The organism is Dolichospermum heterosporum TAC447 (genome assembly GCF_024584745.1).
Lineage (GTDB): Bacteria > Cyanobacteriota > Cyanobacteriia > Cyanobacteriales > Nostocaceae > Dolichospermum > Dolichospermum heterosporum.
In genome coordinates this window covers 309,699-334,518 of the sequence record NZ_CP099464.1, presented here as the reverse complement: position 1 = coordinate 334,518, position 24,820 = coordinate 309,699, and the positions used below count along the sequence as shown (strand labels likewise).

Sequence of the window (24,820 nt, the reverse complement as noted above, 5' to 3'; positions counted from 1 at the left end):
AGGTTTTACGTTAAGTTGACACCAATAAGCTCTTGCTTTGCCTCTACCCACAGAATCAAATTATTAAGCCGTGTTGAGTATAAATGATGAATTCATATTAGAAGTCGGAGATCTGGAGTCCTACCAATTGAAAAGCCTGTTTAATACCTACATTCATTGGTAATTTTTGTTCTTTTGCATATAATTCTGTAGCTTTACTATAAGCAGATAACATTTCTCGGCAGTTTTCTACCTGTCCATCTTGACCTTTAATATTCAGCAATACCCAACCTAAATTATGATAGGCTTCAGCATAAATAGGATGATACTTAATTGCTTTTTCAAGATATAACTTCGCCTTCTGCCATTCTCCTATTTGGGCATATAAAGTACCGAGACGAAATAAAATAAAGGCTTGAGGCGTAAATTTTTGTAGATAATTGTCATAGATTTGAATAGCACTTTGATAATTTTGTAAATTTTCCTGAGTAATAGCGTGATTAATTAATACCCAATCTATCATTGATGATTGATGACTGGCTTTTTCAAAACTGCTGATAGCATCTTGCCATAAATATTTAGTTGCTTGTTTCCAACCTTTTAAACCCCAAGCTATAGCACTATCAGGAACTTGATTAATGAATTCTTCAATTCTTCTATCTACATCATTAGCTTGTTTAGTGACAACGGCTTTTTCTAAAGCTATAATTAAATAGGGATATAGGCTAGATTGTAACTTTTTTCCATGACTATTTTGCTGATTCTGTAATTTAAATATTGCTTGTGTAGCTGCACGAATAGTTAATTTCCATTCTTGTTGCTGTACATATATCCAAGCTTGCAAACCCAAAGCAAAGGTAGAATCAGGCTGTAATTGCAATGCTTTATTTACTGTATTCTCTGCGTCTTCCCATTTACTAGATTTACCTAATGCCCAAGCAAAATTAGCTTGTATCCAAGGCTCACGAGGAGCTAAATTAACGGCTTGCTGTAAATTCTTAACTGCTTCTTGCCAATTTTTTCGACGGCAATTAATCAGTCCTAAAACGCCATAACCTCTGCCATCATTGGGTTGTAATCGAATAGCTATTTGTGCGGCTATTTCTGCTTGTTGATCATCAAGATATATTTGTAATAATGCTAGTTCTACGGCTGCTTCTCCATGATCTGGTGCTAGTTGCAAATATTTTTGATATGCTTGAACGGCATCAGCTAGTTGACCTTGTTTGACTAATTCTTTGGCGCGTTGATGTTGAGGAGAAATAAATTTACCTTGAAGTGCATTAATTAATTCATCAGCCGTTTGAAATCTATCCTCTACTCTAAATTGCATTCCTGTGAGAATAACTTTTTCTATTAAAGAACTTAAATCAGGGCGTAGTTGTTGGGGTGAAACTAATTTATCTACTGAACTACCTTGTAAAAAAGCACTGGCTCTATCTGTGGCTTCTATTGGTAATTTTCCCGTTAATAATTCATACATTGATGCACATAAAGCATAAAGGTCTGTACTAGGAAAACGCTTACTTTTTTGAATATATTGTTCATAAGGTGCATATCCAGGGGTTAATATTCGGGTCATATCCCCAGTTTGACCGGCAATAAATTCCCTAGCTGCGCCAAAATCAATTAATACAGCTTTATCGGGAGGGACAATAATAATATTTTCTGGTTTGATGTCTCGATGCAGTAAATTATGACTATGAATAACTTTTAAAGCCTCAGCAATTTGCACAAAATAATTTTTAACTCGATTTTCTGCTAGTGGTCCTGTTTCTAGCAATATTTTATCTAATGATTTACCAACAAGTAATTCCATTACCATGTATGCGGTATCATTTTCTGTAAACCACTCATAAATTTTGGCGATATGAGGATGAACACATTTTTGTAAATAGTTAGCCTCTAATTGAAACTGTTGCAGTTGTTGTTGACGCTGCATAGGGGTAATGGACATTGGCCACAAAACTGTATTACCTTGTCTAGCAGCATTTTCTGGCCATAATTCTTTAATAGCAACTTTGGTAGAGTTGGAGATATAAGTGGCTGCATAAGTAATACCAAACCCACCTTGTCCTAATATGTTATCTATTCTATATCTGCGATTCCCTAATAATGTTCCTGGGGATAAATGCAGATTTGATGTAGTGGAAGAGGAGGTTAAAGGTGTACCGCAAGCGATACAGCTAGTTTCATGATCATAGTTATCTGTGAGACAGGTTGGACATTGAATAGACATAATTGATAATTGGTAATTAATGAGAATAAGATCCCCGACTTCTTAAAGAAGTCGGGGATCTATGAATTGATTAAAAATTGTAATGCTAAAAGGGTGGCGTTATCAGATGCACCACGTTCTAAAACTTTATTAATAGTCAAATCAACTGATTTTTGTAGGTTTTGATCAGGGGTGAAAATTTCCGCTATTTCGTTTTTAGGAACTAAGTCCCAAACCCCATCAGAACATAGTAAAATAATATCTTCATGTTCTAATTTCATAGATAATTCTGGAGTAGTTTGTTTTAGATCTTGGACGTAACCATCACTTAATCTGCGTTTTGTACCGATGGATTTTGTGAGAATATTTCTATCTGGGTGATCTAAACTTTCAGCTTCTGTAATCTGTTCACTGGCTACTAACATGGCAACTAGAGAATGATCTTGACTGAGTTGTTTTATTTGTCCTTGACGTAGTAAGTAAATGCGACTATCACCAACATGACTAATTATTAATTGTTGGGATATGGCGAATATGACGCTGAGGGTTGTTCCTCCATCTTTAAGTTGATTTGATACTGTTTCGTTGGCTTGAATAAATAGGTTTTCTAGCCATTCTTGGTATTGTTCTATAGTTTGATTTTGGAAAAAGATGGGTGTTTCTAAAACTGTTTTTATTGCTAATTGACTGGCTAATTCGCCTTGAGACATTCCCCCCATACCATCAGCGATCGCAGCTAGGAGGATGGTTTCTCTATCACTGATTTTCTGTTGTTTAATGCCATAGTTATCTTCATTTTGTAAACGGTTTATTGATAGTCCAACGGTAGAACTACTGGCTATTTGCCAGTTAATTTTGGGTGTGCTAATGTTTTGGCGGGTGCGAACTAATATTTTTAATAGTTGTTCTAGAGGAAATCTTTCTTCTGGTAGGGAAGATAAACAAATCTTGAGAATTTGATAAATAATAGGAATGGGATTAATTTGTATTTCTATGGTTTGGTCTGTTGATAGGGTTTGTTTGTGAATTATCTGATATAATAATGCTGCAACTGTATAACTACTCATTGTTTCTTGAATAGGATTTTTACAGTATGCTAATTCGGGGGCGCAATAAGTTCCTATTAACCCAGAATTGAGAGTTTCACCCAAGGGATAGGCACTGGTAAGGTCGAAAAATTGTATAGGTGTTCCCATTTGAATAAATTGGGGAAGGATATTGATAAAACACCATCCTCTTTGATGAAGATAGCGGCATAATTGACATATTTGGCTGGTTAAGAATATTGATTCTTCTAAAGAATGTGCGGTTTTTAGCCAAGTTTCTAGGGTTTGATTTTCCTTGGGAAGGTAGGTAATAAGGAGAAGTTTTTGATTTGATATATTGGTGCTGATTTCTGTTTCTGGATAATATTCATCTTCTAAATATTCTTTTTGCAAATATTCTGAGGCTGTATCTATTTCTGGGATAGGAGAAAAGATAGTTGCAATTTCTGGTATATTTTGGGGTTTAATCTCAATAGTTATATTGTCCTGGCTATGTGCAAGTAGTTCGGTAACGAGTTTGTAATCACCTAGTCTTTTTCTCAGTTCTAGTTCTCGGTTGAGTGCGCTGTTAGTTGCACCTATTCTCAGTAAACCTGGTTTTTCAGATATGATATTGACTTGAAAGTAATAAATATCAGGTGTGAGTTGTCCTAAATAGGAGATGATTTCTATTTGCAGGTTATCTATTCGAAAACAGATGTTTTCTTTAATTATTAGTGGGTTTTTATTTGTATTCATAGATTCGCAGTCAGTATAGCAGTAGATGACCAGATCACACCGTTTTATTTTAAGAATTACCCCTCCCTAACCCTCCCCTTGCAAAGGGGAGGGAACTGGATTTTTATTGTTTCCCCCCAAAGCATCGGGGGGATTAAGGGGGGTAATTTAATTTGGCGTTGCTGATTAAGGGTATGAATTTTAGTCTCACGCAAAGGCGCAAAGACGCAAAGGTAAGATTTTTAAAGGTTCAATTTGGAAATTTCATACCTCGATTCAGCAACGCCTTTAATTTGTGTATACACGATAGCTTTGCAAGGGGGGATTAAGGGGGGTAATTTAATTTGTGTGTACACTGTAGCCTTATAAAGGGGGACTAAGAGAGGTTATCAGTATCAGGATTTTGGTGAAATGGTATCACAGGAAATTTTTTTGATTTTTTAGATAGTTTGAAAGAGAAATCTAACTTTACCAAATGCTATTTCATCACCTGAGTTTAAGGGGGTGGGTATGGTAATTCTGGCACTAAAGCGAGTTTGTCCTGGTGGTTTGATAAATACTCCGTTGGTAGAACCTAAGTCTTTGATTTTCCATGTTCCTAGTTCTTGATAAATTTCCCCATGATTACGAGATACTGTTTCTCCGCCAAAAAATGTTTCTAAATCAATTTCTACTGGTCCTGTGTCTGGATCAAATATGCCCACAATGGCGTTATTATCTAGGATAAATTCTGGGATGGGGGCGTTTGTTTGTTTAGATGTTAGTTTGGCTTTTGTAAATGTGTTGATAATTGGCGGATAGTTGGGTTGTGGTGTAGTTGGTTGAATGACTGTAGGTGCTAAGAAGGGGTCTATTTTTGGTTGTGGTGTGATTATGGGTTGTAGTTCTGAACCGCAAGCGTTACAAAATTCTGAGTGGTCTAAATTTTGATCATAGCCGCAAACTGTACAAGTAATCATGATACTTTTATCCTCATTTTTAATTATTAATTTTTTTCAAAAACTTTTAAGATCCCCTTTTAAGATCCCCAACTTCTTTTCTATTTTATCAAGAAATTATCAATTGATGTTCAGAAGTCGGGGATCTGGTTATTTATGTTCCTGTGAGTTTTCGCATTTCTTCTTCTGAAAGCATTTCGTTAATATCGTTGCCCATTTTTACTGTTTTACCTTTTGCACCCATTTTCACAGTTTTCCGAGTTCCATCGGAGATTTTTCGGGTTTTTCGGAGTTCTTCTTGGGCGTTGTTTAAGGATTCTGTCATGTCTTTATTGCCGATTTTTATGGTCATGCGTCGGGCTGTTTCTAATATTTGTTCGGCTTTTTGTGGATCATGTTCGGCTATTTTTGTGGCTTGGTTGACGAGGTTGGCTATGTTGCATTGTTGGACATAATCCATGACTTCTTGATTGACTTGGGCTGCATTTTCCTGTCCGGGAACGAATTGAATAATTAGGTTTTGTGGTGGAAGTTCACCACGTATTTTTTGTCCAGGTATGTCGTAGGTGAGTCCAAGTTGGGCGATACGCACACGAGTAGCGGGACGATTATTAATAGTAAATTCGAGGATAAATATGGTTTCGTCATTAGCGATCGCATTCCCTAAAGGATGAGGATCTTGATTAATGGGAAATTCGGCTTGGGTGGGGTAAGCGCGAACAATTCTAGTCAGTTCTACTCCTTTAACTGTTTTCACTGTTAGGGCTAGATTGGTGATAACTTCTTGTTGGGCTTGGCTATATTCGTCTATAATTTTATTGGGTAAATCAAGGATGGAAATTTGTGTACCTATGGCTGTTCCTGGGACAATATAAAGTAATTTTCCTCCTGTAGAATCGCTAAGATGGGTAAGTAGGTCTTCGTTAAATTCTCCTACTCCTAATGCGGTAATGGGGATATTATTGGTGGCGAAATTACTAGAAATTGACCGACATTGATCTTCATCAAATGTTTGTCCATCAGTAAATAATAGGGCGCGTCTGACTGTCATTTGTTGTTCACTTAAGATATCAAATGCCCGACGTAATCCTAAACCCATGCGTGTACCACCGGAAAAGTTTCTCAGGTTGTTAATAGCATTTTCTAGTTGATTAATTTCTGTGGCACTGGTTAAACCGATAGTTTGGGAAGCGTTATCATCAAATTGGACTATAGCAATGCGATCGCTGGTGGTCAATTTTCCTGAACGGACTAATGCTAATAAGGATTCAATGACTATATCTATTTTGGATTTTCCCCCTGTAACCTGTTGATATGCTTGTCCGTCTTGTTGATGAGTAATACCCGTTGGTTTTGACTCTCCTGATACTACTTCATACATTGAACCACTGGTATCAATAACAAAGGTAAATGTGGTATGTGGGGAACTTGTGGCGACATCTTTAGTAGGACGTAATTTCAACATCACAAATAATTTTTGTGCTGCTGTATCTGCTGGCATAAATTCCCGATGGGGAGTAATACTAATGTTAAGATTGTTCTGCATTTTTCTTTCCTAATTAAATATAGCAGGGAACAGGGAACAGGGAACAGGGAACAGGGAACAGGGAACAGGAAACAGAGTTGAAAGTCCTTTGGTGTATAGTTTTTTAGGTAAATTTTGTATCTCATTCAAGTGCATACCGTTATAATTAAATAATTAAATAAAATTTAAGGGGGGAAGCATACCAAATTCAGGTTCTATATTTGATAAATCTGGATCAATTATTTTCGGTATTTCCTGATTTCCTGTTTCCTGGAGTTTATCAATATTTTCTTCTATTAATAACCGCAAGTTGAGAGTCAGAGAACTAAATCTATAGCCTTCTCTAATATCCTCTACCCAAGTTTGAATAATGTTGTTGAGTTGATGATCTTTAATTGCTGAGAGGCTGAGATTTTGTAAGGTTGTGCGGATATCTTCTTTGATAGCAGGGGTAAAAATCTGTTCTGGCATATCTTCTTGATTTGGGGTTAAATCTAAGGTGTAAGTATATTGATCTGGGGAGTTTTTAACTTGGAGATTAAATGTATATTTAACCATTTTTGGTAACAGTTTTATCTTTAACTTCTATAGTGATTTGTCCTAATTTCCGGGTATCACCGACTTTTAAATCTTGACTGGTTTTTTTCATGTTTTTTATAATTGCATATTCTTGATCAAATTGCATAATAATGTTTTCTCCTTCTTTAAAAATTTTAGCAGTAATCGGTGTAAATCCATCGGAGGCATTTAAGGGAATTTCTACATTTAAGGAACTACCAATTAAAATTGGCTTTGTCCCTAATAAATATGTGGTTTGTTCCGTTGCAGTCCAATTTACTAATAAATAGGGTTGTGATTCTAACTGCTTTTGTTCTATCCAAGCTATCATTAAACCAGTGAAAAATCCTATAATAGACGTACCGGATAAACGCCCCAAAACATCGCCGAAAATACTGGCTGTAATTAAGAAACCACTACCACCAATTCCTCCCCCAATTGTTCCACCTAATAAAGCATTTTTTAGTTTTAAATTGGGAACAAAAAACCTAGTTCCTACTCCTACTAATGCACCGACAATTACCCAGCCGGCAATTCTGCCAATTATTTCTAAAACAGCTATATTAGAGAGAGGTAAAAATACAATTTGTCCGGTTGCACCTGCTATCATTCCCGCAGCCAGACTACCACAAATACTAATAATACCTTTATTTGTTGTTAATAAGGGAAGGCGCATATAGCGGTTTTGTCCCATAATTAAAGCTAGGTATATTCCCATAGCTAAAAATGCTGTCCAACCACCCATGCGTAATACTGAATAGGTGATGGTGTAGTTTTCGCTGGAATCAGATTCAACTAATTGTTTATAAATTGCCGCTTCTGCGTTGCGAAAGGCTTGCTCAAATTGACCGGAATTAGCATAAAATACTAATGAGCCATTGCCTGTAATTTGAGTTAAATAATTTATATCTGCATCCCCTGTAGCAACTGAAATTAGTTTTACTCCCATGTTTCTGGCAGCTAGGGCTGAACTATAAGCAAAATCCGGATCATCTGGGACACCGTCAGTAAATAAGATGATATTGCGATTTAATGCAGTTGTTTGTAATTCTCCAATGGCTGCGTTGATACCTTCAGCCATTGGTGTACTCCCATTTTCTGATAGAGTATCAATGGCATTTTTTAAGGTGTTAGCGTCCTTTGTGAGTGGGGTAGCGGTTTTAATTTCTAGTCCAAAACTGACTACTGCTAGTTGATCTTTTTGTAAGTCACGACGTTCTATAAATTTGCTGGCTGCTGTTTTGACTTCTGTTAATTTTCCATCACTCATACTTGAGGATGCGTCAATTAATAAAACTATGACTTGGGGAGTGACGGGGGCGGATGAGTTTGGTTTAGCTTTGGTTAAGGCTAAAAATGGTTCTCCTAATAGGATTGCGGCTGTCAGACATCCACTAGCACCGTATAATCCAAATAGTAGGGGTTTGTTGTTTTTAAAGCGGTTAAATAGGTTAAGCATACTGTTTATTAAAGATTGTTTTTTAATAGAAATTATTAATCGGCATCAGATATTTTTTCATTACTATATATTTTCCATGTACCATTTTCTTTTGCAAAAAAATAGATATAATCAATTTGATATTCACCAGAATTTGTTTTATCAAGTCCTTTTTCACCTTGTAAATATAATTCTTCTATAATTCTAACTTTAATATATGGTCTGCTTCCAGAACTAGAAAAACCGATAACATTGGTAATTTCTGATTTATTATATGTATAGTAACGATTATATTTTTGTAACCAATCTATTGAACCATCTTCACCTCCCACTCTTTGATAAAGTTTTCCTGTAGCTAGTTCATTTAATAAATCTCTATCAAAAGGTGGCGCAAATATGCGGGGTTTTGCTGCGTACCATTTCTGGACTAATTCTAATGCTTGTTCTTGAGAAATATCATTTTCTGGTTGGAGATTATCATTTTCTAAACTAGATTGAGAATTATTATTTTCAGAAGTCCTTTCAGAAGTCCTTTCAGAAGTATTTTTAGAAGTATTTACAGAAGTCCCTTCAGGGGTATCAGTGGTTGATACAGTAGGGGTATTAGCAGCAGTTTCTAAAACTCCTAAACTCATTTTTAAATCAAAGGTTTTTGCCCCTTGAGGTGCAGCAACTTGAATAATATATTTACCGTTTTTAGATAACTCTCCACCTTTGAGAATTTCATTATCTGGACTAAATACCCAAAGACAAACATCCGCATCAGTGCTATAACTTAATTTCTGTCCTGTTGCTGCTGTAAAGGTATAGCCAATATTTTTACTAGCACTAACTTGACCAGATTTAGTAATTGTACTTTCATTTAATGCAACTGTTTCTACATCTTTTCCACTCAAGGATACCATAGGTTTCTCAGCACAACCAGAGGAACTGATAGCATTAGAGGAAACATTGGTTAGAGGATTTTCTATGGTTTGACAACCGATAAGTGATAGACAGGTAGAGTAAACAATTAACTTTTTCAACATATTAAATCATCTCAGGTTTGCTAAACAAGAATTAATTTTCATCATTATGGTGCGGATTTATCATTAATTAACGGGTTTTCATGTTTTTTGATCAATTATTTATGTTTAATTTTAGTAACATACCACCTTTGATATTCTTTGTTCCAAGCTAGATAAAACTTGAGTTTAATAGGAGAAATTTTCCCACTTTTCATTTTATAGTGAGTACCAATATTGACGATAGCATTATCATAACTTTCTTCTTCAATCTTAACTCTGTCAATATTTACATGATCAACTTGTGTCCACCATTCAATAAAAGAGTTGTAACCATCTGGATGTAATTCTTTATTTTCTTTGACTGTGGTTGGATAAATATCCCAAGCTGTTTGATAATCTTGATTATTAATTTTAGTATAGTAATCTTCTATAGCTTTCGCAGGTGATAGTCTATTAACATTATCTGATACTGAAGAAGTAGGTTGAGATTCATTTACAGATAAATTAGATTTTGTTGTTGAAGAGATTGGTTGAATATTAAGAATTCGCCAATTATTGTCTGTTTCATTCCATCTCAGGTAGTATAGAATATCTGCATAAATTTTACTCCCATTTTTTAAATCATCTTTACATCTCACTTTAACTTTTGCAGTTTTATTTTGAGAAGAAGAACTAATTATTTGTACATTAATATTATTAACTTGTTCCCACCATTCTATATAGGATTGATAACCTTGAGGATGAGATGTAGAATTTTCCTGTAATTCAGTTGTCAAAAAACTCCAAGCCTCTGTATAGTTGTTTTCATTTAGCTTTGTATAGTAATTGTTGATAAATATTTCCGGTGATGGTCTATTAATATTATCTATATCTGCTGCTGATACAGTGGATAAATTTCTTTTTTTTCTTGTTAGTATGGTTTTAGATTTGGGAATTATAGCAACCTGATTTGTTTCCACAGGTGTGGGAATAGGAGAAGATGATAAACTAGCAGTCTGTGTATTATTCTCCAATCGCAATACTAAATCAAAGGTTTTTGCCCCTTGAGGTGCAGCAACTTGAATAACATATTTACCGTTTTTAGATAACTCTCCACCTTTGAGAATTTCATTATCTGGACTAAATACCCAAAGACAAACATCCGCATCAGTGCTATAACTTAATTTCTGTCCTGTTGCTGCTGTAAAGGTATAGCCAATATTTTTACTAGCACTAACTTGACCAGATTTAGTAATTGTACTTTCATTTAATGCAACTGTTTCTACATCTTTTCCACTCAAGGATACCATAGGTTTCTCAGCACAACCAGAGGAACTGATAGCATTAGAGGAAACATTGGTTAGAGGATTTTCTATTGCTTGACAACCGATAAGTGATAGACAGGTAGAGTAGACAATTAACTTTTTCAACATATTAAATCATCTCAGGTTTCCTAAACAAGAATTAATTTTCATCATGGTTCAGATTTATCATTAATTAACCATGTATTATTACTTTGATTCCATATTAAATAAATACGACTGCGAGAATCTTGAACAGTTCTCCCATCATTCATATAATACCATAACTCCGCATCTAAAGTAACATTATTACCATTATCATTGACAGTTTTAACATCACCAATCTTTATTTCTTTAACACTATCCCACCATTGTTGATATTCTGCATAAGTACCAGAATATTTATTTTTAAACTGATTTGATAGTTGATTCCGTGTTTGACTATATTCACGGTTGTTTAGAGATAAATAATGATTTCTAATAAAATCAGCCGCATCTTTTCTGGGGGAATTTTCTATATTAGTTTGACTGGTTTCTAAAGGTATTGGTTGTGCTGATGATAACGATTGGTCTGCATCGTTTTGTAATTCCAATCCTAAATCAAAGGTAGTAGAACCGCCCATAGCGGCAAGTTGAACCGTATACTTACCATCAAGAGGTAAAATAGGACTATTAATTAATTGATTGTCTGGTGTATAAATCCAAATACAAACATCTTGATTAGTTTTATAAACCAGTTTGTCACCTGATTTAGCTGTAAAAGTATAACCAAGTGATTTATTATTAGTCACCATACCTGTTTCCTTCATAGCTTGAGAACCCAGAGAAATAGGTTTAACATTGTTGGTTTCTAAAACTGCTGTTGGTTGAGTAGGACATTGGGAAGTAATTACTTGATTTACTGGCTGATTTTGAGAACAAGCAGTGAGAAAATAAAGACTCAAAGAAAATAAAAATATTCGCCCAGGTTTTCCAAATATCCTCATAGAATTAGTCCCTTTGTGCTTCTGCTTTTAGATATTTTCCCCAGTAGTGAAAAGGGACTATTCCAAAAATCATGACTATACATAACACTGATATTACCATGATTAGACGTACTCCCAAAGGCAGCGATCGCCCAAATACAGGCATAATATATTCTATGGTTTGCGAGTCCTTGGCTTTACCATCTTGAGAACTCACTTTCACCTGAACTTTGTGCTTAGAACCCCTTTCTGCATTAGGTTGAGTAAAGGTAATTTCATACTCTCCTAACAACGCATTCAGAAATAATTGTAAATTCTCCGCTATCCTTTCCGCATTACCAGAAAACTCCGCAATTCCCCCTGTTAATTTGGCAATTTTCGCTAGTCTTTGTTGGTCTACAAATTCTGCTTCGGGTACTTTACGTTTATTCAAATCAGCACGAGTAGCAGGTCTGCCTAATTTATATTTTACACCTAATTCCTGTGGTGTCAACCCATAACCTAAAGTATGTACTGTAATATTTTCATTGTTTTTAAGCAACTTAGTTAAAGCTGCAAAATCAGTTGCTTCATTAAGTGCATTGTGATATCCGTCGGACAGGAGAATTATTGATAGTCTAGGTTGTGGTTGGGAAGAATTTTCTGGTAAGTAAAACCGGGAGTCCTTAGTATTCGCTAAAAACTCGACTGCTGTGGTTAAAGGTTCATATAAATCTGTAGACGCACAGGGACTCAAACTTGATAAATAATCCAGATTATTTTGCAGTTTAAAATCATTCGCCGCTAGAAACTTATCCAGAGTTTCCTTATTTACAGGCGATTCGGGACACTTACTACCAGCTTTTCCAAAAGGAACTATAGAAATTTGGGTATTTCCACCCCGTTCACCAGAAATTTTCGTAAATTGACGAATCGCATTAATAGCACCTGCTATTTTTTTAGTTCCTCCACTATCTACTTGATTCATACTGCCACTAAAATCTAGTAAAACTATAATCCAAGCTGGAGGAGGTACAGTTTCTTCTGGACTTTTCCAATCTTTAGGTTTAAACTTAACCTCCTTTTTATCAACGGTCAATTTAAAATTAGTATCTTCTAAACCCATTACAGGTCTATCATCTCCACCTTTGACTTTAATTCTAATTGTTACTTTCTCATCTTTGAATGTGGGACTACCAATAACTTCTGTCTTTTTTACCTGGGCTAAACTGGGACAAGCTAGAGTCAGAAGCAACAATAAAGATAGACTAAGCCTGGGGGTCCAAAAAGCGGTTGTAGTAGACAAAGCGATAATATTTTTCCTCATTGATGTCATCTCCATTAATGGTGTAAAAAGTCAATACATAATTATGCTTCAAAGGGATAATCTTCCGTGATTTTATACGGACACTATTTATTTCTATGGTATGAAAGAACTGTTTATCAGGAATGAGAAGGGTTGTCCGGTTCTGTAATTGAATATCAGCAACATGGGGAGGTAGACCAGGAATAGAAATAGTATTGTCAACTCTAGAACCGATGGTAATTGTCTGATTTCCGGGTAATGAGATAGATAAACCTTCTTCTATTTCATCCTCATTCAGACTATCATGTAGTGTGACAAAGGAAAGCACCGATTTATTAATGTAGGGATAAGATTGGTTAAGGGTGGGTGAGTCTGTTAGGGAGTCTGTGGATAGTTCCGAGTCTTGAACATGATCTTTAATTTCTGGGTTAATGTCTGGTTTGATTTCTGGTTTAATTTCCCTATACTCAAAACCACTACCAGCCCGCAAAGCCGCGAGATAACTGGGAGAATTAGTGAGACTAAAAACGCCACCTAGTAATAAACCTAAAATAGAAAAACCAATAGGATCTTCTATACCTTTAAATTCTGCCGGCATTGTTCCCAACATTAAGCGAATGATTTCAAATATAATTGCTGCTGCAAAACTCGCCCCACTTGCAGCAATGATGCTGGTTTTTAATCTTTGTTGAAAGCGTTTTTTACTCCCCGCTTCCATACTATACCAGCGCCAACTTAAACCCTCTGCAATACCCACAGAACTACCAATTAATAACCATCCTAATGTTCTCACAATGGGAGTAGGTACACGAATAATTGGTAAAAACAGGATTTGGGACATAATACCAGCAATTAACCCAGAAAGTATTCCTAATCCCAAAGCTATTAATAGGGGCTTTTGTGCCGTTTGAAAACTGCGTTTTGGTCTGGTGGGGTTGCTGATAAATATTTCATTCATCACCATACCAAAAGCTAAGGAAACTGCTATACAGGGAAATAAAGTAATTTCGGGAAATTGTTTAAATAACCCCAAGTCTGTGAGAAAAAATTGACCTATATTCCAGCCTATTAAAGCTGATGTGATGCCGGCTAGTATGTAAAGGTAGATTCTCATATTTGGTGTATATTTTAATTGCTTAAATATTAATTTTTAGGGATAAGGGTGTAAATTGAGTTTTTTATTGCGACAACCAACGATTAGTTCCATCTTTGTAATTATACTAATTGCTATGGAATAATCGTTAGTTAATGATTCAAAAAGTAATTATACCGTAGGTTGGGTTGAGGAACGAAACCCAACATTATCAAGGATTTTGTTGGGTTTCGCTGTCGCTCAACCCAACCTACATTTCCTTAACCGACAAGTATTGGATTACTATCTTCCATATCTTTTCTATCTTTCCACATTCCAATAAATGGTTCATTTTCTAAATTTATAGAATTATTTTGCTGCACAGGAAACGATATAGTTATATTTTGAGAGATGATCTTTTTTTCTTCATCACTTAAAGAGTTAATAATTTGAATCAGGGAATCAAGTAATTTAGTATTCATTTTCTTATCCTCTTATTGTCAGTAAAGAAAGGAAACCCATAAATTTACAAACTTCTGTTTCCAGATCCCCGACTTCTTTGATTGATTGTATTCGGAAAGGATAAATCTATCTTAGAAGTCGGGGATCTTATCACCTCACCTGAATCCTTACGTTTTTGCAGTTTATCATTTTTCAATGCAGTATTTATATTTTACAACAATTCAGTAATTTTTAGGAACTATTTAACCTTGAGTTAATCACGGACAGGATATAAAAGCAGATTATCATATTTTCTGTATTTTCACTGAATTATTTTTTTGAAGCTGCAATAATGAAGTAAACTATTAATATTACAAAAAATACTCCAATATTTTGAATAGCAAAACCAATACACACCAGACCAATTGATATAAAGAATAACCAAGTGATAGCTGTAAAAATCCACTTGATTAAATCAACGAGAAACTCAATAGTGTTTTTGATTAAACTGCTAGTAAAAATTATGCTGGGTGAAACCAAACCTTGGATTACAAAATTGATCATAAATTCAATAAACTTTGGTTTCCGCTTAATAAGTAAGCCGTAAACAGAGATATTAGATTTGCGATATTCTTGATAAGCTACTTCATAAAACAAGATTTTAGAAAGTTTGTGTTCATTAGGATTAAGTTGGAGATATTTTTCATAAGCTATGTTATAAAATAAATCGTTAGCAACGTTGCTTTGACTCACTTGATAAAAATATGCAGCTAATTCATATTCTTTAAACCTTTCAAATAATTCAGCCAAAGGTTGATATTCTTCGCTTTTGTGAGTTTCTTTTTGAATACTTCTCCAATTACTTATTAAACTTGCCCAAACTTGCTTTCGGCATTTAAAAAATTTATGGTCTAGCCGTCTGGTAACATAATCACCAATTAATTGTAAATCATATTTAACATCGGTAATAAACTTTTTCCGAGCATAAACCCAAGCACTACCATCTGTGGTTAATAACCAATATACACAATCTACCGATATTTGCTTATTCAATAAATTTAATATTAGATAGTTAATTCCTTTTGTTAGTTGTTCTTGAGGAAATAAAGGCCGAATATCTTTTTGAAATTCTAAAGACACAGTTTGATGCTCGTCAGGTTTTTTACTCTTTTGAATATTCAACCATGCCAAAAACTCCTGTAATGTTTCTGGAATTACTATTGCTCTTAGGGTTATCAACCGCACCGTTTGGGGACTATAAATTTTTTGTTTTATCGCAATTTCAGCGCCTTCTTTATTAAATAGAGTTTCCCAATCTTCAGGAGTGACATTCTCATCTTCTAACCCTTCCACAATTACCCGCACCGCTTCCGGTTTGAGTTGGGAACTGTGGATTAATTTCCTAATTGCTGGTTTGAGTGATGCTTCTGAGTTCATTGATTTCGTGAATTAGCTTTTAGTCAATCAGACAGGGAATCAGTCAATCAGACAGGGAATCAATTCCCTGTCTAATAGCTCAAGTCGGTTAAAACCGACTAATTTTTGAGATTTGCTGGCTCTATGTTACCAGGTTGTGGTTATGGGTTGGGGAATTTATTTTCTGGTGTTTTCGGGGTTGAAGGAGATTTTTTATTTTCACCCCCTCTCTTTAAATTCCCAGTCAATCAGACAGGGAATCAATTCCCTGTCTAATAGCTCAAGTCGGTTAAAACCGACTAATTTTTGGGATTTGCTGGCTCTATGTTATCGGGTTGTGGTTATGGTTTGGGGGATTTATTTTCCGGTGTTTTCGGAGTTGAAGGAGATTTTTTATTTTTACCCCCTCTCTTTAAATTTCCAGTCAATCAGACAGGGAATCAATTCCCTGTCTAATAGCTCAAGTCGGTTAAAACCGACTAATTTTTGGGATTTGCTGGCTCTATGTTACCAGGTTGTGGTTATGGGTTGGGGGATTTATTTTCCGGTGTTTTCGGGGTTGAAGGAGATTTTTTATTTTCACTCCCTCTCTTTAAATTCCCAGTCAATCAGACAGGGAATCAATTCCCTGTCTAATAGCTCAAGTCGGTTAAAACCGACTAATTTTTGGGATTTGCTGGCTCTATGTTATCGGGTTGTGGTTATAGGTTGGAGAATTTATTTTCTGGTGTTTTCGGGGTTGAAGGAGATTTTTTATTTGTCAATCAGACAGGGAATCAATTCCCTGTCTAATAGCTCTAGTCGGTTAAAACCGACTAATTTTTGGGATTTGCTGGCTCTATTTTATCGGGTTGTGGTTATGGGTTGGGGGATTTATTTTCCGGTGTTTTCGGGGTTGAAGGAGATTTTTTACCAAATATTATAAATCAATTTTCAATTCCTCCCTTTAAATTCCCAGTCGGTTTTAACCGACTTAAGCTTTAAGACGGGGAATTGATTCCCCGGCTTTCTTATGGTTTTAGAATATCTTTGTTCAATTGTTTGTAAAGGTTAGAATTTGTTACATTATTAGCACCACTACTAGTATTATTTTTCTGTCCAAATGGCCATAAACATATCCCGGATATTTGCGGCTTACATTCATTGTTTCCATTATTATTACCTGCATCTTTTTGATATGTTACATTCTTTTTAATTTGATAATTATAAATTGCTGTCACCCATTGCTTTTGAGTCTTTAAATCTGTCGCCTCTTTACCAGGATATAAATCCTCATATTTAAGTGCTGTATTGTTTGGATACAAAATATTTCCCAGCTTGCCTATGACTTCTTGTCTTATATTTTCTTCTGTTTTTTCTTGCGGTGGTGTTGCTGATTTTCCTCGACTCATTTCCTTATCATATTTTTCATTTGCTTTTTGATATTTATTATCTTCTTCTTGTTTTTTCTGCTTAGTAACACCCTCTACAACCTCTGGAATTAATTGCTTGATTTCACTAAAACCATAATTTGTCTTTGGATCTAAAACTATAACCGGACAGTTTTTAGTATCTTTGAAAGTCTTGCTACACAAAGATTTTTCAATATCAGTTGCACTAGTATAAGATTCCCAATTTTTTGCACCGATAAACCAACCACTGACTAAGATGAATAGTGAAAGGGGAATAACAAATTGAATTGGCACAATATACTCCTGGGTGATAAAATCAAGGACATGATCAATTAAATTCTTTTTCGGTTCAAGAGTTAAACCAAAAACAACAGGTGAGCGACGATGTTGTTGATTAGCTACTTCATAATATAAATCTTTGTCAACTATTTCATCACTCACTTGATAAAAATATGCAGCTAAATCATATTGTCTAAAATTTTCAAATAATTCAGCCAAAGGTTGATATTCTTCAATTTTATAGTATCCTTGTTGAATACCTTGCCAATTATTTATTAAATTTGCCCAAATTTGCTTTTGGTATTTGAAATTATCTTGCCATGAATCCTTTTTAATTGGTGGTTGAACATGATGGAATTGTGAATCATTTTGAGGCGGAAAAGAGGAACTGCTAGTTAATACTGAATTAGGATCAGTATAAGAACTGCTTTTGGATGAAGTTCTGGGGCTAGAAAAATGATCATAAATTAATTGTAAATCATCCCGGATATCAGCAATAAACTCTTTCTGAGCATAAACCCAAGCGCTACCATCTATCATTAATAACCAACAAAGACTATCTACCGATATTTTCTTATTTAATAAATTTAATAGTAGATATCTAATTCCTTTTGTTAGTTGTTCTTTAGGGAATGAAGCCCGAATAGCTTTTTGAAAATCTAAAGACACAGTTTGATTTTCATCAGGTTTTTTACCAGCTTGAACATTCAACCATGCCAAAAACTGCGGTAAAGTTTCTGGAATTACCATTGCTCTCAACGTTATTAGTCGTACCATTTGGGAGCTATAAATCTTTTGCTTAATCGCTTTATCCGCACCTTGAGCATTAAATAAACTCTCCCAATAATCAGCGGTGACATCCTTATTTTCTAAACCTTTAACAATTTCTTGTACTGCTTCTGGTTTGACAGTAGAACTATTCATTAAACTCCGAATAGCAGATTTTAACGCCGCTTCATCAATATTTATTGCTGAAACAACCTGAGCAGCATTAGCAATGGCTCGTTTTAATCCATCACAGGCTCTTTGTGATGCTGGTTGAATTACTTGAAACCGTTCTGGTTTTTCCAATGCTTCTACATTAAAAGCCCACGCAACAGGTAAAACTTTTTTAGACTTGTTAAATTTTATGATTGCTAAGGCGTTAAGAGTAAATAAATCACTTTGATTTTCTGCTGGTAATACTATTGCTTGATCTTGTTCAAACGGTAAAGATTCATCCTCCTTTGTCAGGTGAGGTTGACCAGATTCTCCCATAAATAAAAAAGGACTACCTTCAAAATCTAAGGGGTTAAATGTTGGTTTTTGGTCTTGTTCCCACCAAGTTAATATAAACCGTAAATTATTATCTCCCTGACACAAAAAATAACGATAAAAAGCCGCACTGCGTCCCACTTCATCCTGTCCTCGTGTGACAACAGCCATTACAGACCAAGCATCATTACCACTTCCTACTATCCGGCCAATAATTGCTGGGTTTTCCGTAGATGAACCTTCTGTTAAAGCAAATTCCTGATTAGCAATAGACCTTTCTACAACTTGAGGAATAGGGTTAATAGTAGCGTTCATGTATTGTCCTGTAAAACCCAGAGACACCCAACCATTAACCCTTTGTTGAAAGTGAATACCTGTACTAAATTCGTGAATTTCAATATTTGGTGAACTCATGTTTTTAACCTTTATCTAAGAGGATGTTTGAAAAGTTTTAAATGTATAAATTGACCCCTCTGGTAAACCTCTCCAGTATTAAATGTTATTCCTTTTCCCTCTCCTAAAAGGAGAGGGTTAGGGAGAGGTGCGGGGAGAGGCTTTAAAAACCCCATTCCAACTAACAAAAGTTTTTCCGCTTCCCTCCCCTACAAGGGGCTACGGTGTACACACATCCTTCCTTACACTAGGTTTTCAGCCATAACAAAGGATGTATTCTCAATCCAGTCCCCCTCCTCGCTTGCGGGGAGGGGCTAGGGGTGGGGTTTTATGGCAACCAACAAACAATTTCTTACTTGTGTGTACACCGTAGCCTACAAGGGGAGGGTCAGGGAGGGGTAGGGAAGGGGGTAGGGGGGTTAGGTTTTTGGAGATTATGGGTTTTATCTGATACTTTTCAAACAACCTCTAAGAGGATGTTTGGGAAATCATAAAGTTGATTGAAAGACCTCTCTCCAAACCTCTCTCCTGCAAGGAGAGAGGCTTTGAAATCCCCTTCCAGTTCCCTCTCCTTGTAGGCTATCGTGTACACACAAGTTAAATTACCCCCCTTAATCCCCCCGATGCTTTGGGGGGAAACCGGAAAAATTAGTTCCCTCCCCAAAGCATCGGGGAGGGTTAGGGTGGGGTAATTTGAGGAATAATGGTGATTCGATAACTTGTGTGTACACCGTAGCTCCTTGTAGGAGAGGGTTAGGGAGAGGTAGAAAACGGGGATCTCCTTTCATACATGATCTAATTCCTGATGACGTGAACCTGTACAAAGCCAATAAATGGGAGCAACCAAACCAAAAGGCCGCCAAAGTTTGGGATTTTTAATTACTGCTGTTACTCCCCCCCTAGTTTTAGTGAGTAAGTTAACATTTGGCTCTGGATATTTACTACCCAACATCCCAAAAGCCGAAGCTGTAAAAAATTCTATATCACCCCCTCCCATTTGTTGCCATGATTGTAATTTCCTGCAAACCTGGGGAAACCTTGCTGATGCTAAGAACGCTGGTTTATCTCGATTTACCCACAAATCAGATTGTTCACATTTATTCAATACTAAGGCAATTCGCCGCTTACTTCCACCCAGATCATTCCGGTCAAGTGCTAACAGCAATTTATCTAAACCATTGGCATATTCTAAATCTTTGCGCCGACTACTACCATCAACCAAAAACAGAATACCATTACACTGTAAACAGTCTTCTAAATATTCATCTAATTGGGGAATTTTTCCTTGATGTGATAAAACTTCAAAAAAATCACCTGAGTAGTCTTTGCAACTGATATTTAAATTCAGTAATTTAGAACCTAATTTTTTTTCTTTCAGCGTAATTTGTAAAGTGCAATCATTTACATTCGATATATTGTTTAAAAAAGGAGTTCTTTCTAGTTCTAAGCCCTGTTCTAAGATATTTTGAGCTTTACTAAGTAAGTCTTCTCCCCCTTCGTCCACTGCGGTTACAGCTTGAACTGGACTATCAGGATCAGCATTTGGCCATCGGGCTAAGGAAGCCATATATGTAGTTTTTCCAGAAGAGCGATCGCCTATAATTCGTAACACCCCACTACTTTGTAATGGGGGCTGATTTTTATTCTTAAATAAATTAAACATCTTCTTTCATCCTCTTACCTGTACTTAACCAATAGAGAGGTGAAATCATCCCATAGGGCGACCAGTTATCAGTTTCTCGTAACACAGAATATCTGCCTTCTTTTCCTAATTCTTCCTTACGATTGGGGCGCGGATCTTTACTTCCTAAAACCCCAAAAGTAGATATAGCATAAAACTGTAAATTTTTAGGAGGAATATTGTCTTTTAAAAATGACAGAGTTTCTGGGAAATGAATGGCAAATAAATCATTTTCAGGATCTAACCGACCAGGCCACAGTTCCCCCCGTTCACATTTACTCATGGCTACAGCTAACCGTAAATCATGCAATCTTTCCTGTTTATCCATTAAATTTATAAACCTTTTAAAGACTCGTTTATAAAATTTATCTGTTCCTTGTCTCCACTCTGTTAATAAAACTAAACACCCTTGAGTATCTTTACTTAAACACTCATTCATAAATTCTTCATGTAATGGATTAGCAGAAACTGATTCCAACTCTTTAAAAACTTCTCCTGGATAGTCTCGCACAGCTAAATTTATTTTCTCTAGCTTTCGCCATTTTTTCTGAATTTCAATAATGAATGAATAGACTTTTAAATCATCAATTGTTTTGACATCAAGATAAGTAGGTTCTAAAGATGCACCCTCTAAAATAATGTTTTCCGCCTTGTCTGCTAATTCTCTAGTTTCTTCATTCAACGCTTGAACTTTAAAATTTTTATTTTTCTGCTTTGTTTTTAATGGTTGATAAGCCAAAGCCGCTAAATAAGTAGTTTTGCCAGAAGCCTGTGGTCCGATTATATGAATGTTGCCCATGTTATACCCTTTTAATTATTTACAGCAAATTGTTATCAAACCTGGAACAAGAACCCCACCCCCAACCCCCTCCAGTATCAAAAGCTTATCCTTTTCTTCCCCCTGCTGCGGGGGGATTTAGGGGGGTGCGATGAGGGGGCTAAGATGTAGCTTATATGATTGGAAATCGCTGTAAAGAACAGAGAATGACGAATATAGCCCCGGCGATGGTTTCAATCCATGAAAAAATTTGTCTAACACAATTCAAACCTATTTCGCTAAAAAACTACCCAAATAAATCCAAGGTAATTCTAATAAACCTCGATGATGAATAGATGTAATAAAACACCGCACCGAGCCACCGGAAAGACCATTATTCAATTGTTCTAATTGGGAATAAATCGGACGAAAATATCTTTGTAAAACATAAGTATGCCGCTGCTGCCAGTTCAGGGAACTACCATAAGGCTTGTAAGCCAGTTTACCACCTTCCTGGGATAAATCACAAAATAAATCAGCTTTATTGATACAAATAGCTAAATGTCTAACATTGGGACATTGGTGATGGAAAAATTTCACCCATCTGTCAAAGCGATTACACCATTGTTTTTGCGTGACAAACTGCTCCACATCTATACCTGGTTGTAAACTCATGCCCCGGTGGGGTGGAAGAATAAGCAACACTCCCTCACTGTTGCGAATGAGAGGCAAAAATTGATTCCATTGTTCAGGACTATCCTTTTGCAAATTCCTGTCCCACACATCCCCCGCTGTATCAATCCAATCTACTACCATTTGCTTATTACCAGACGGTAGCCGCACCTCCATCTCTAAATACCGTTCGTAGGGCATTTGTCGAGGTGTCGCGTAGGGTTGTGAGTTTTCATCCAACAATTGCACTCTCAGATTGTCATAATCGAGATTGGCAACTTTGACATATTCACCTTTGGGGTTGACTAACTCTAGTGCTAAGTGAGTCTTACCTGTTGCGCGATCGCCTATATATATTACTCCCACATTGATTATTTTTGTGACATTACGTATATCCAAACGTCATCATACAATAATTAAACCTAAAATAGGCTGTAAGTTTGTCATCAATGGTATAATTACTGTGGATTCTGTGTAATTTAAAAATTATGAAACTAATTTTAGCTGCGGCTACTGTTTTTACATTCACGTTAGGACTTTACACATTGCCAGTCTCATCTGCACCTGTAAAAAAACCTGCTAAAAACCCTGTGACAACGGCAAAAACACCAAACAACTTTCAACAATGGTGTGAGCAAAAAGCCAAGCTACCTCAACAGACGAGATACACGGTTGAAGTATTATTAAAAACTGCTGGTACGACAAACTGTACTCAAGCTCATCAAAAACTGATTAAGTTGACTACTCTTAACCTGTGGAAAAGTCAAATTAGTGATATCCAACCTTTATCAAGTTTGACTAATTTAACTTTTATCTCTTTATGGGAAAATAAAATTAGTGATATCAAACCTTTAGCAAATTTGACTAATTTAACTTCTCTTGACCTGGGTGGAAATCAAATTATTGATATCCAACCCTTATCAAAATTAACTAAGTTAACTACCCTGAATTTGTGGGAAAATCAAATCAGGGATATCCAACCCTTGACAAATTTGCATAATTTAACTTTTATCTCGTTGTGGAAAAATCAAATCAGGGATATCCAACCCTTGACAAATTTGCATAATTTAACTTTTATCTCCTTGTGGAAGAATCAAATCAGCGATATCAAACCTTTAGCAAATTTGCATAATTTAACTTTTCTCGACTTGAAAGAAAATCGAGTTAGTGACATTGAAAGTTTGTCAAATTTAACTAAATTGACTGCTGTTTATCTGGGAGAAAATCAAATCCAAAATATTCAATCTTTGTCAAATCTGACTAAATTAACTGCTGTTTACTTAGAAAAAAATCAAGTCCAAAATATTCAATCTTTATCCGCTTTGGAAAATTTACAGACTCTTAAAGTTCAGGATAACCCGCTTATTTCTAAACAATGTCCCATCCAACCAGAGTCTATTTGTCGTTTTAGTTTTTAGCAAATCACTAAGAGGTTGTTTGAAAAGTATTATATCAAACCCGTAATCTCCAAAAACCTAACCCCCCTACCCCCCTTCCCTGCAAGGGAATGGGGGTTTTAAAGCCTCTCCCCTTGCAGGGGAGAGGTTTGGAGAGGGGTCAGTCTATACATTCAAAACTTTTCAAACATCCTCTAAGGACTTATAAAATCATCTGCGTTTATTTGCATTTATCTGTGTTTAATTCTGATTATCACTAAAATCATGAAACTAAGTCTAGTAGCAACCACTATTTTTATCCTGACTTTAGGATTGTACACCCCAAAAGTCACCGCAGCACCTATAAAAACACCTAAGACCTTTAAAGAATGGTGTCAACAAAAAGCCAGTTTACCTCAAGAGACGAAACGAACGGTAGAAGCATTATTAAAAGTTGCCAAAACGCAAAATTGTAGTCAAGCTAATCAAGCGCTGACCAAATTGACTGAACTTGAGCTTTGGGGAAATCAAATCAGCAATATCAAACCTTTGTCTAATCTGACTAACTTAACTAAACTTGACCTTTCGGGAAATCAAATCAGCGATATTACACCTTTATCTAACCTGACTAAATTGACTTATCTTGGCCTTTCAGCAAATCAAATCAGCAATATCAAATCTTTGTCTAACCTGACTAACTTGACTACTCTCTACCTTTCGGAAAATCAAATCAGCAATATCAAACCTTTATCTAATCTCACTAATTTGACTTCTCTTTATCTTAATAAAAATCAAATCAGCAATATCAAACCCTTGTCTAACCTGACTAATTTGACTTCTCTTTACCTTGATAAAAATCAAATCAGCAATATCAAACCCTTGTCTAACCTGACTAAATTGACTTCTCTTGGCCTTTCAGAAAATCAAATCAGCGATATCAAACCTTTGTCCAATCTGACTAACTTAAATTCTCTTGACCTTCCGGTAAATAAAATCAGGGATATCAAACCTTTGTCTAATCTGACTAATTTGACTTCTCTTGACCTTACGAAAAATCCACTTATCGTTAAACAATGTCCCCTGAAACCAGAGTCTATTTGTAAATTTTAGTCCGGTTATATTTTGGTGCGCT

Annotated in this window: 19 protein-coding genes; 2 read left to right on the top strand and 17 right to left on the bottom strand. The window is 35.7% G+C overall.

Going from position 1 to position 24,820, the window contains the following annotated elements; translation table 11 throughout:
- Positions 1–97 precede the first annotated feature (97 nt).
- From NG743_RS01515 to NG743_RS01435, 17 genes are all read right to left on the bottom strand, one after another.
- The gene (locus NG743_RS01515; protein ID WP_257121345.1) at positions 98–2,218 is read right to left on the bottom strand and encodes a protein kinase domain-containing protein; all 2,121 of its coding nucleotides are present in this window, start codon (positions 2,216–2,218) and stop codon (positions 98–100) included.
- A gap of 59 nt (positions 2,219–2,277) precedes the next feature.
- On the bottom strand, positions 2,278–3,981 hold the full coding sequence (locus tag NG743_RS01510; RefSeq protein ID WP_257121344.1) for a PP2C family protein-serine/threonine phosphatase: 1,704 nt from the start codon (positions 3,979–3,981) through the stop codon (positions 2,278–2,280).
- A gap of 419 nt (positions 3,982–4,400) precedes the next feature.
- On the bottom strand, positions 4,401–4,919 hold the full coding sequence (locus NG743_RS01505) for an FHA domain-containing protein (RefSeq protein WP_257121343.1): 519 nt from the start codon (positions 4,917–4,919) through the stop codon (positions 4,401–4,403).
- Positions 4,920–5,052: 133 nt separating this feature from the next.
- The gene (locus NG743_RS01500; protein WP_027400834.1) at positions 5,053–6,444 is read right to left on the bottom strand and encodes a vWA domain-containing protein; all 1,392 of its coding nucleotides are present in this window, start codon (positions 6,442–6,444) and stop codon (positions 5,053–5,055) included.
- A 153-nt stretch (positions 6,445–6,597) separates the two neighbouring features.
- Complete coding sequence (locus NG743_RS01495; protein WP_027400835.1) at positions 6,598–6,981, bottom strand: hypothetical protein; 384 nt, start codon at positions 6,979–6,981, stop codon at positions 6,598–6,600.
- The gene (locus tag NG743_RS01490; RefSeq protein WP_257121342.1) at positions 6,974–8,440 is read right to left on the bottom strand and encodes a vWA domain-containing protein; all 1,467 of its coding nucleotides are present in this window, start codon (positions 8,438–8,440) and stop codon (positions 6,974–6,976) included. The genes NG743_RS01495 and NG743_RS01490 overlap by 8 nt, the downstream gene beginning before the upstream one ends.
- Positions 8,441–8,475: 35 nt before the next feature.
- Positions 8,476–9,447: an ARC6/PARC6 family protein gene (locus NG743_RS01485; protein WP_257121340.1), complete on the bottom strand. Its 972-nt coding sequence runs from the start codon at positions 9,445–9,447 to the stop codon at positions 8,476–8,478.
- 95 nt (positions 9,448–9,542) lie between these two features.
- Positions 9,543–10,838 (bottom strand): hypothetical protein, encoded by a 1,296-nt coding sequence (locus NG743_RS01480; RefSeq protein WP_257121339.1) that lies wholly within the window; start codon positions 10,836–10,838, stop codon positions 9,543–9,545.
- Between the two features lie 41 nt (positions 10,839–10,879).
- Positions 10,880–11,692: a hypothetical protein gene (locus NG743_RS01475; RefSeq protein ID WP_168466685.1), complete on the bottom strand. Its 813-nt coding sequence runs from the start codon at positions 11,690–11,692 to the stop codon at positions 10,880–10,882.
- Between the two features lie 4 nt (positions 11,693–11,696).
- Positions 11,697–12,977: a vWA domain-containing protein gene (locus NG743_RS01470; protein WP_257121337.1), complete on the bottom strand. Its 1,281-nt coding sequence runs from the start codon at positions 12,975–12,977 to the stop codon at positions 11,697–11,699.
- Positions 12,919–14,070, bottom strand: a complete 1,152-nt coding sequence (locus tag NG743_RS01465) for a hypothetical protein (RefSeq protein WP_096667850.1) — start codon at positions 14,068–14,070, stop codon at positions 12,919–12,921. The genes NG743_RS01470 and NG743_RS01465 overlap by 59 nt, the downstream gene beginning before the upstream one ends.
- Positions 14,071–14,309: 239 nt before the next feature.
- Positions 14,310–14,510, bottom strand: coding sequence for a hypothetical protein (locus NG743_RS01460; protein WP_257121336.1), 201 nt, complete (start codon positions 14,508–14,510; stop codon positions 14,310–14,312).
- A gap of 289 nt (positions 14,511–14,799) precedes the next feature.
- On the bottom strand, positions 14,800–15,906 hold the full coding sequence (locus tag NG743_RS01455) for a hypothetical protein (RefSeq protein WP_257121335.1): 1,107 nt from the start codon (positions 15,904–15,906) through the stop codon (positions 14,800–14,802).
- A gap of 989 nt (positions 15,907–16,895) precedes the next feature.
- Positions 16,896–19,223 carry a hypothetical protein gene (locus NG743_RS01450; protein WP_257121334.1) on the bottom strand — a complete coding sequence of 776 codons (2,328 nt, stop codon included), beginning with the start codon at positions 19,221–19,223 and terminating at the stop codon, positions 16,896–16,898.
- A 763-nt stretch (positions 19,224–19,986) separates the two neighbouring features.
- Positions 19,987–20,865 carry a GTPase domain-containing protein gene (locus tag NG743_RS01445; RefSeq protein ID WP_257121333.1) on the bottom strand — a complete coding sequence of 293 codons (879 nt, stop codon included), beginning with the start codon at positions 20,863–20,865 and terminating at the stop codon, positions 19,987–19,989.
- Entirely contained in the window at positions 20,858–21,682 is an 825-nt protein-coding gene (locus NG743_RS01440) for a TRAFAC clade GTPase domain-containing protein (RefSeq protein ID WP_257121331.1), read from the bottom strand. The genes NG743_RS01445 and NG743_RS01440 overlap by 8 nt, the downstream gene beginning before the upstream one ends.
- A gap of 249 nt (positions 21,683–21,931) precedes the next feature.
- Positions 21,932–22,711, bottom strand: coding sequence for a hypothetical protein (locus tag NG743_RS01435; RefSeq protein ID WP_236630447.1), 780 nt, complete (start codon positions 22,709–22,711; stop codon positions 21,932–21,934).
- A gap of 89 nt (positions 22,712–22,800) precedes the next feature.
- Between NG743_RS01435 and NG743_RS01430 the strand changes: the two genes are divergently transcribed.
- Together NG743_RS01430 and NG743_RS01425 are read left to right on the top strand one after the other, a co-directional pair.
- Positions 22,801–23,730 (top strand): leucine-rich repeat domain-containing protein, encoded by a 930-nt coding sequence (locus NG743_RS01430; RefSeq protein WP_027400844.1) that lies wholly within the window; start codon positions 22,801–22,803, stop codon positions 23,728–23,730.
- A 243-nt stretch (positions 23,731–23,973) separates the two neighbouring features.
- Positions 23,974–24,798 carry a leucine-rich repeat domain-containing protein gene (locus NG743_RS01425; RefSeq protein ID WP_257121330.1) on the top strand — a complete coding sequence of 275 codons (825 nt, stop codon included), beginning with the start codon at positions 23,974–23,976 and terminating at the stop codon, positions 24,796–24,798.
- Positions 24,799–24,820: the final 22 nt, after the last annotated feature.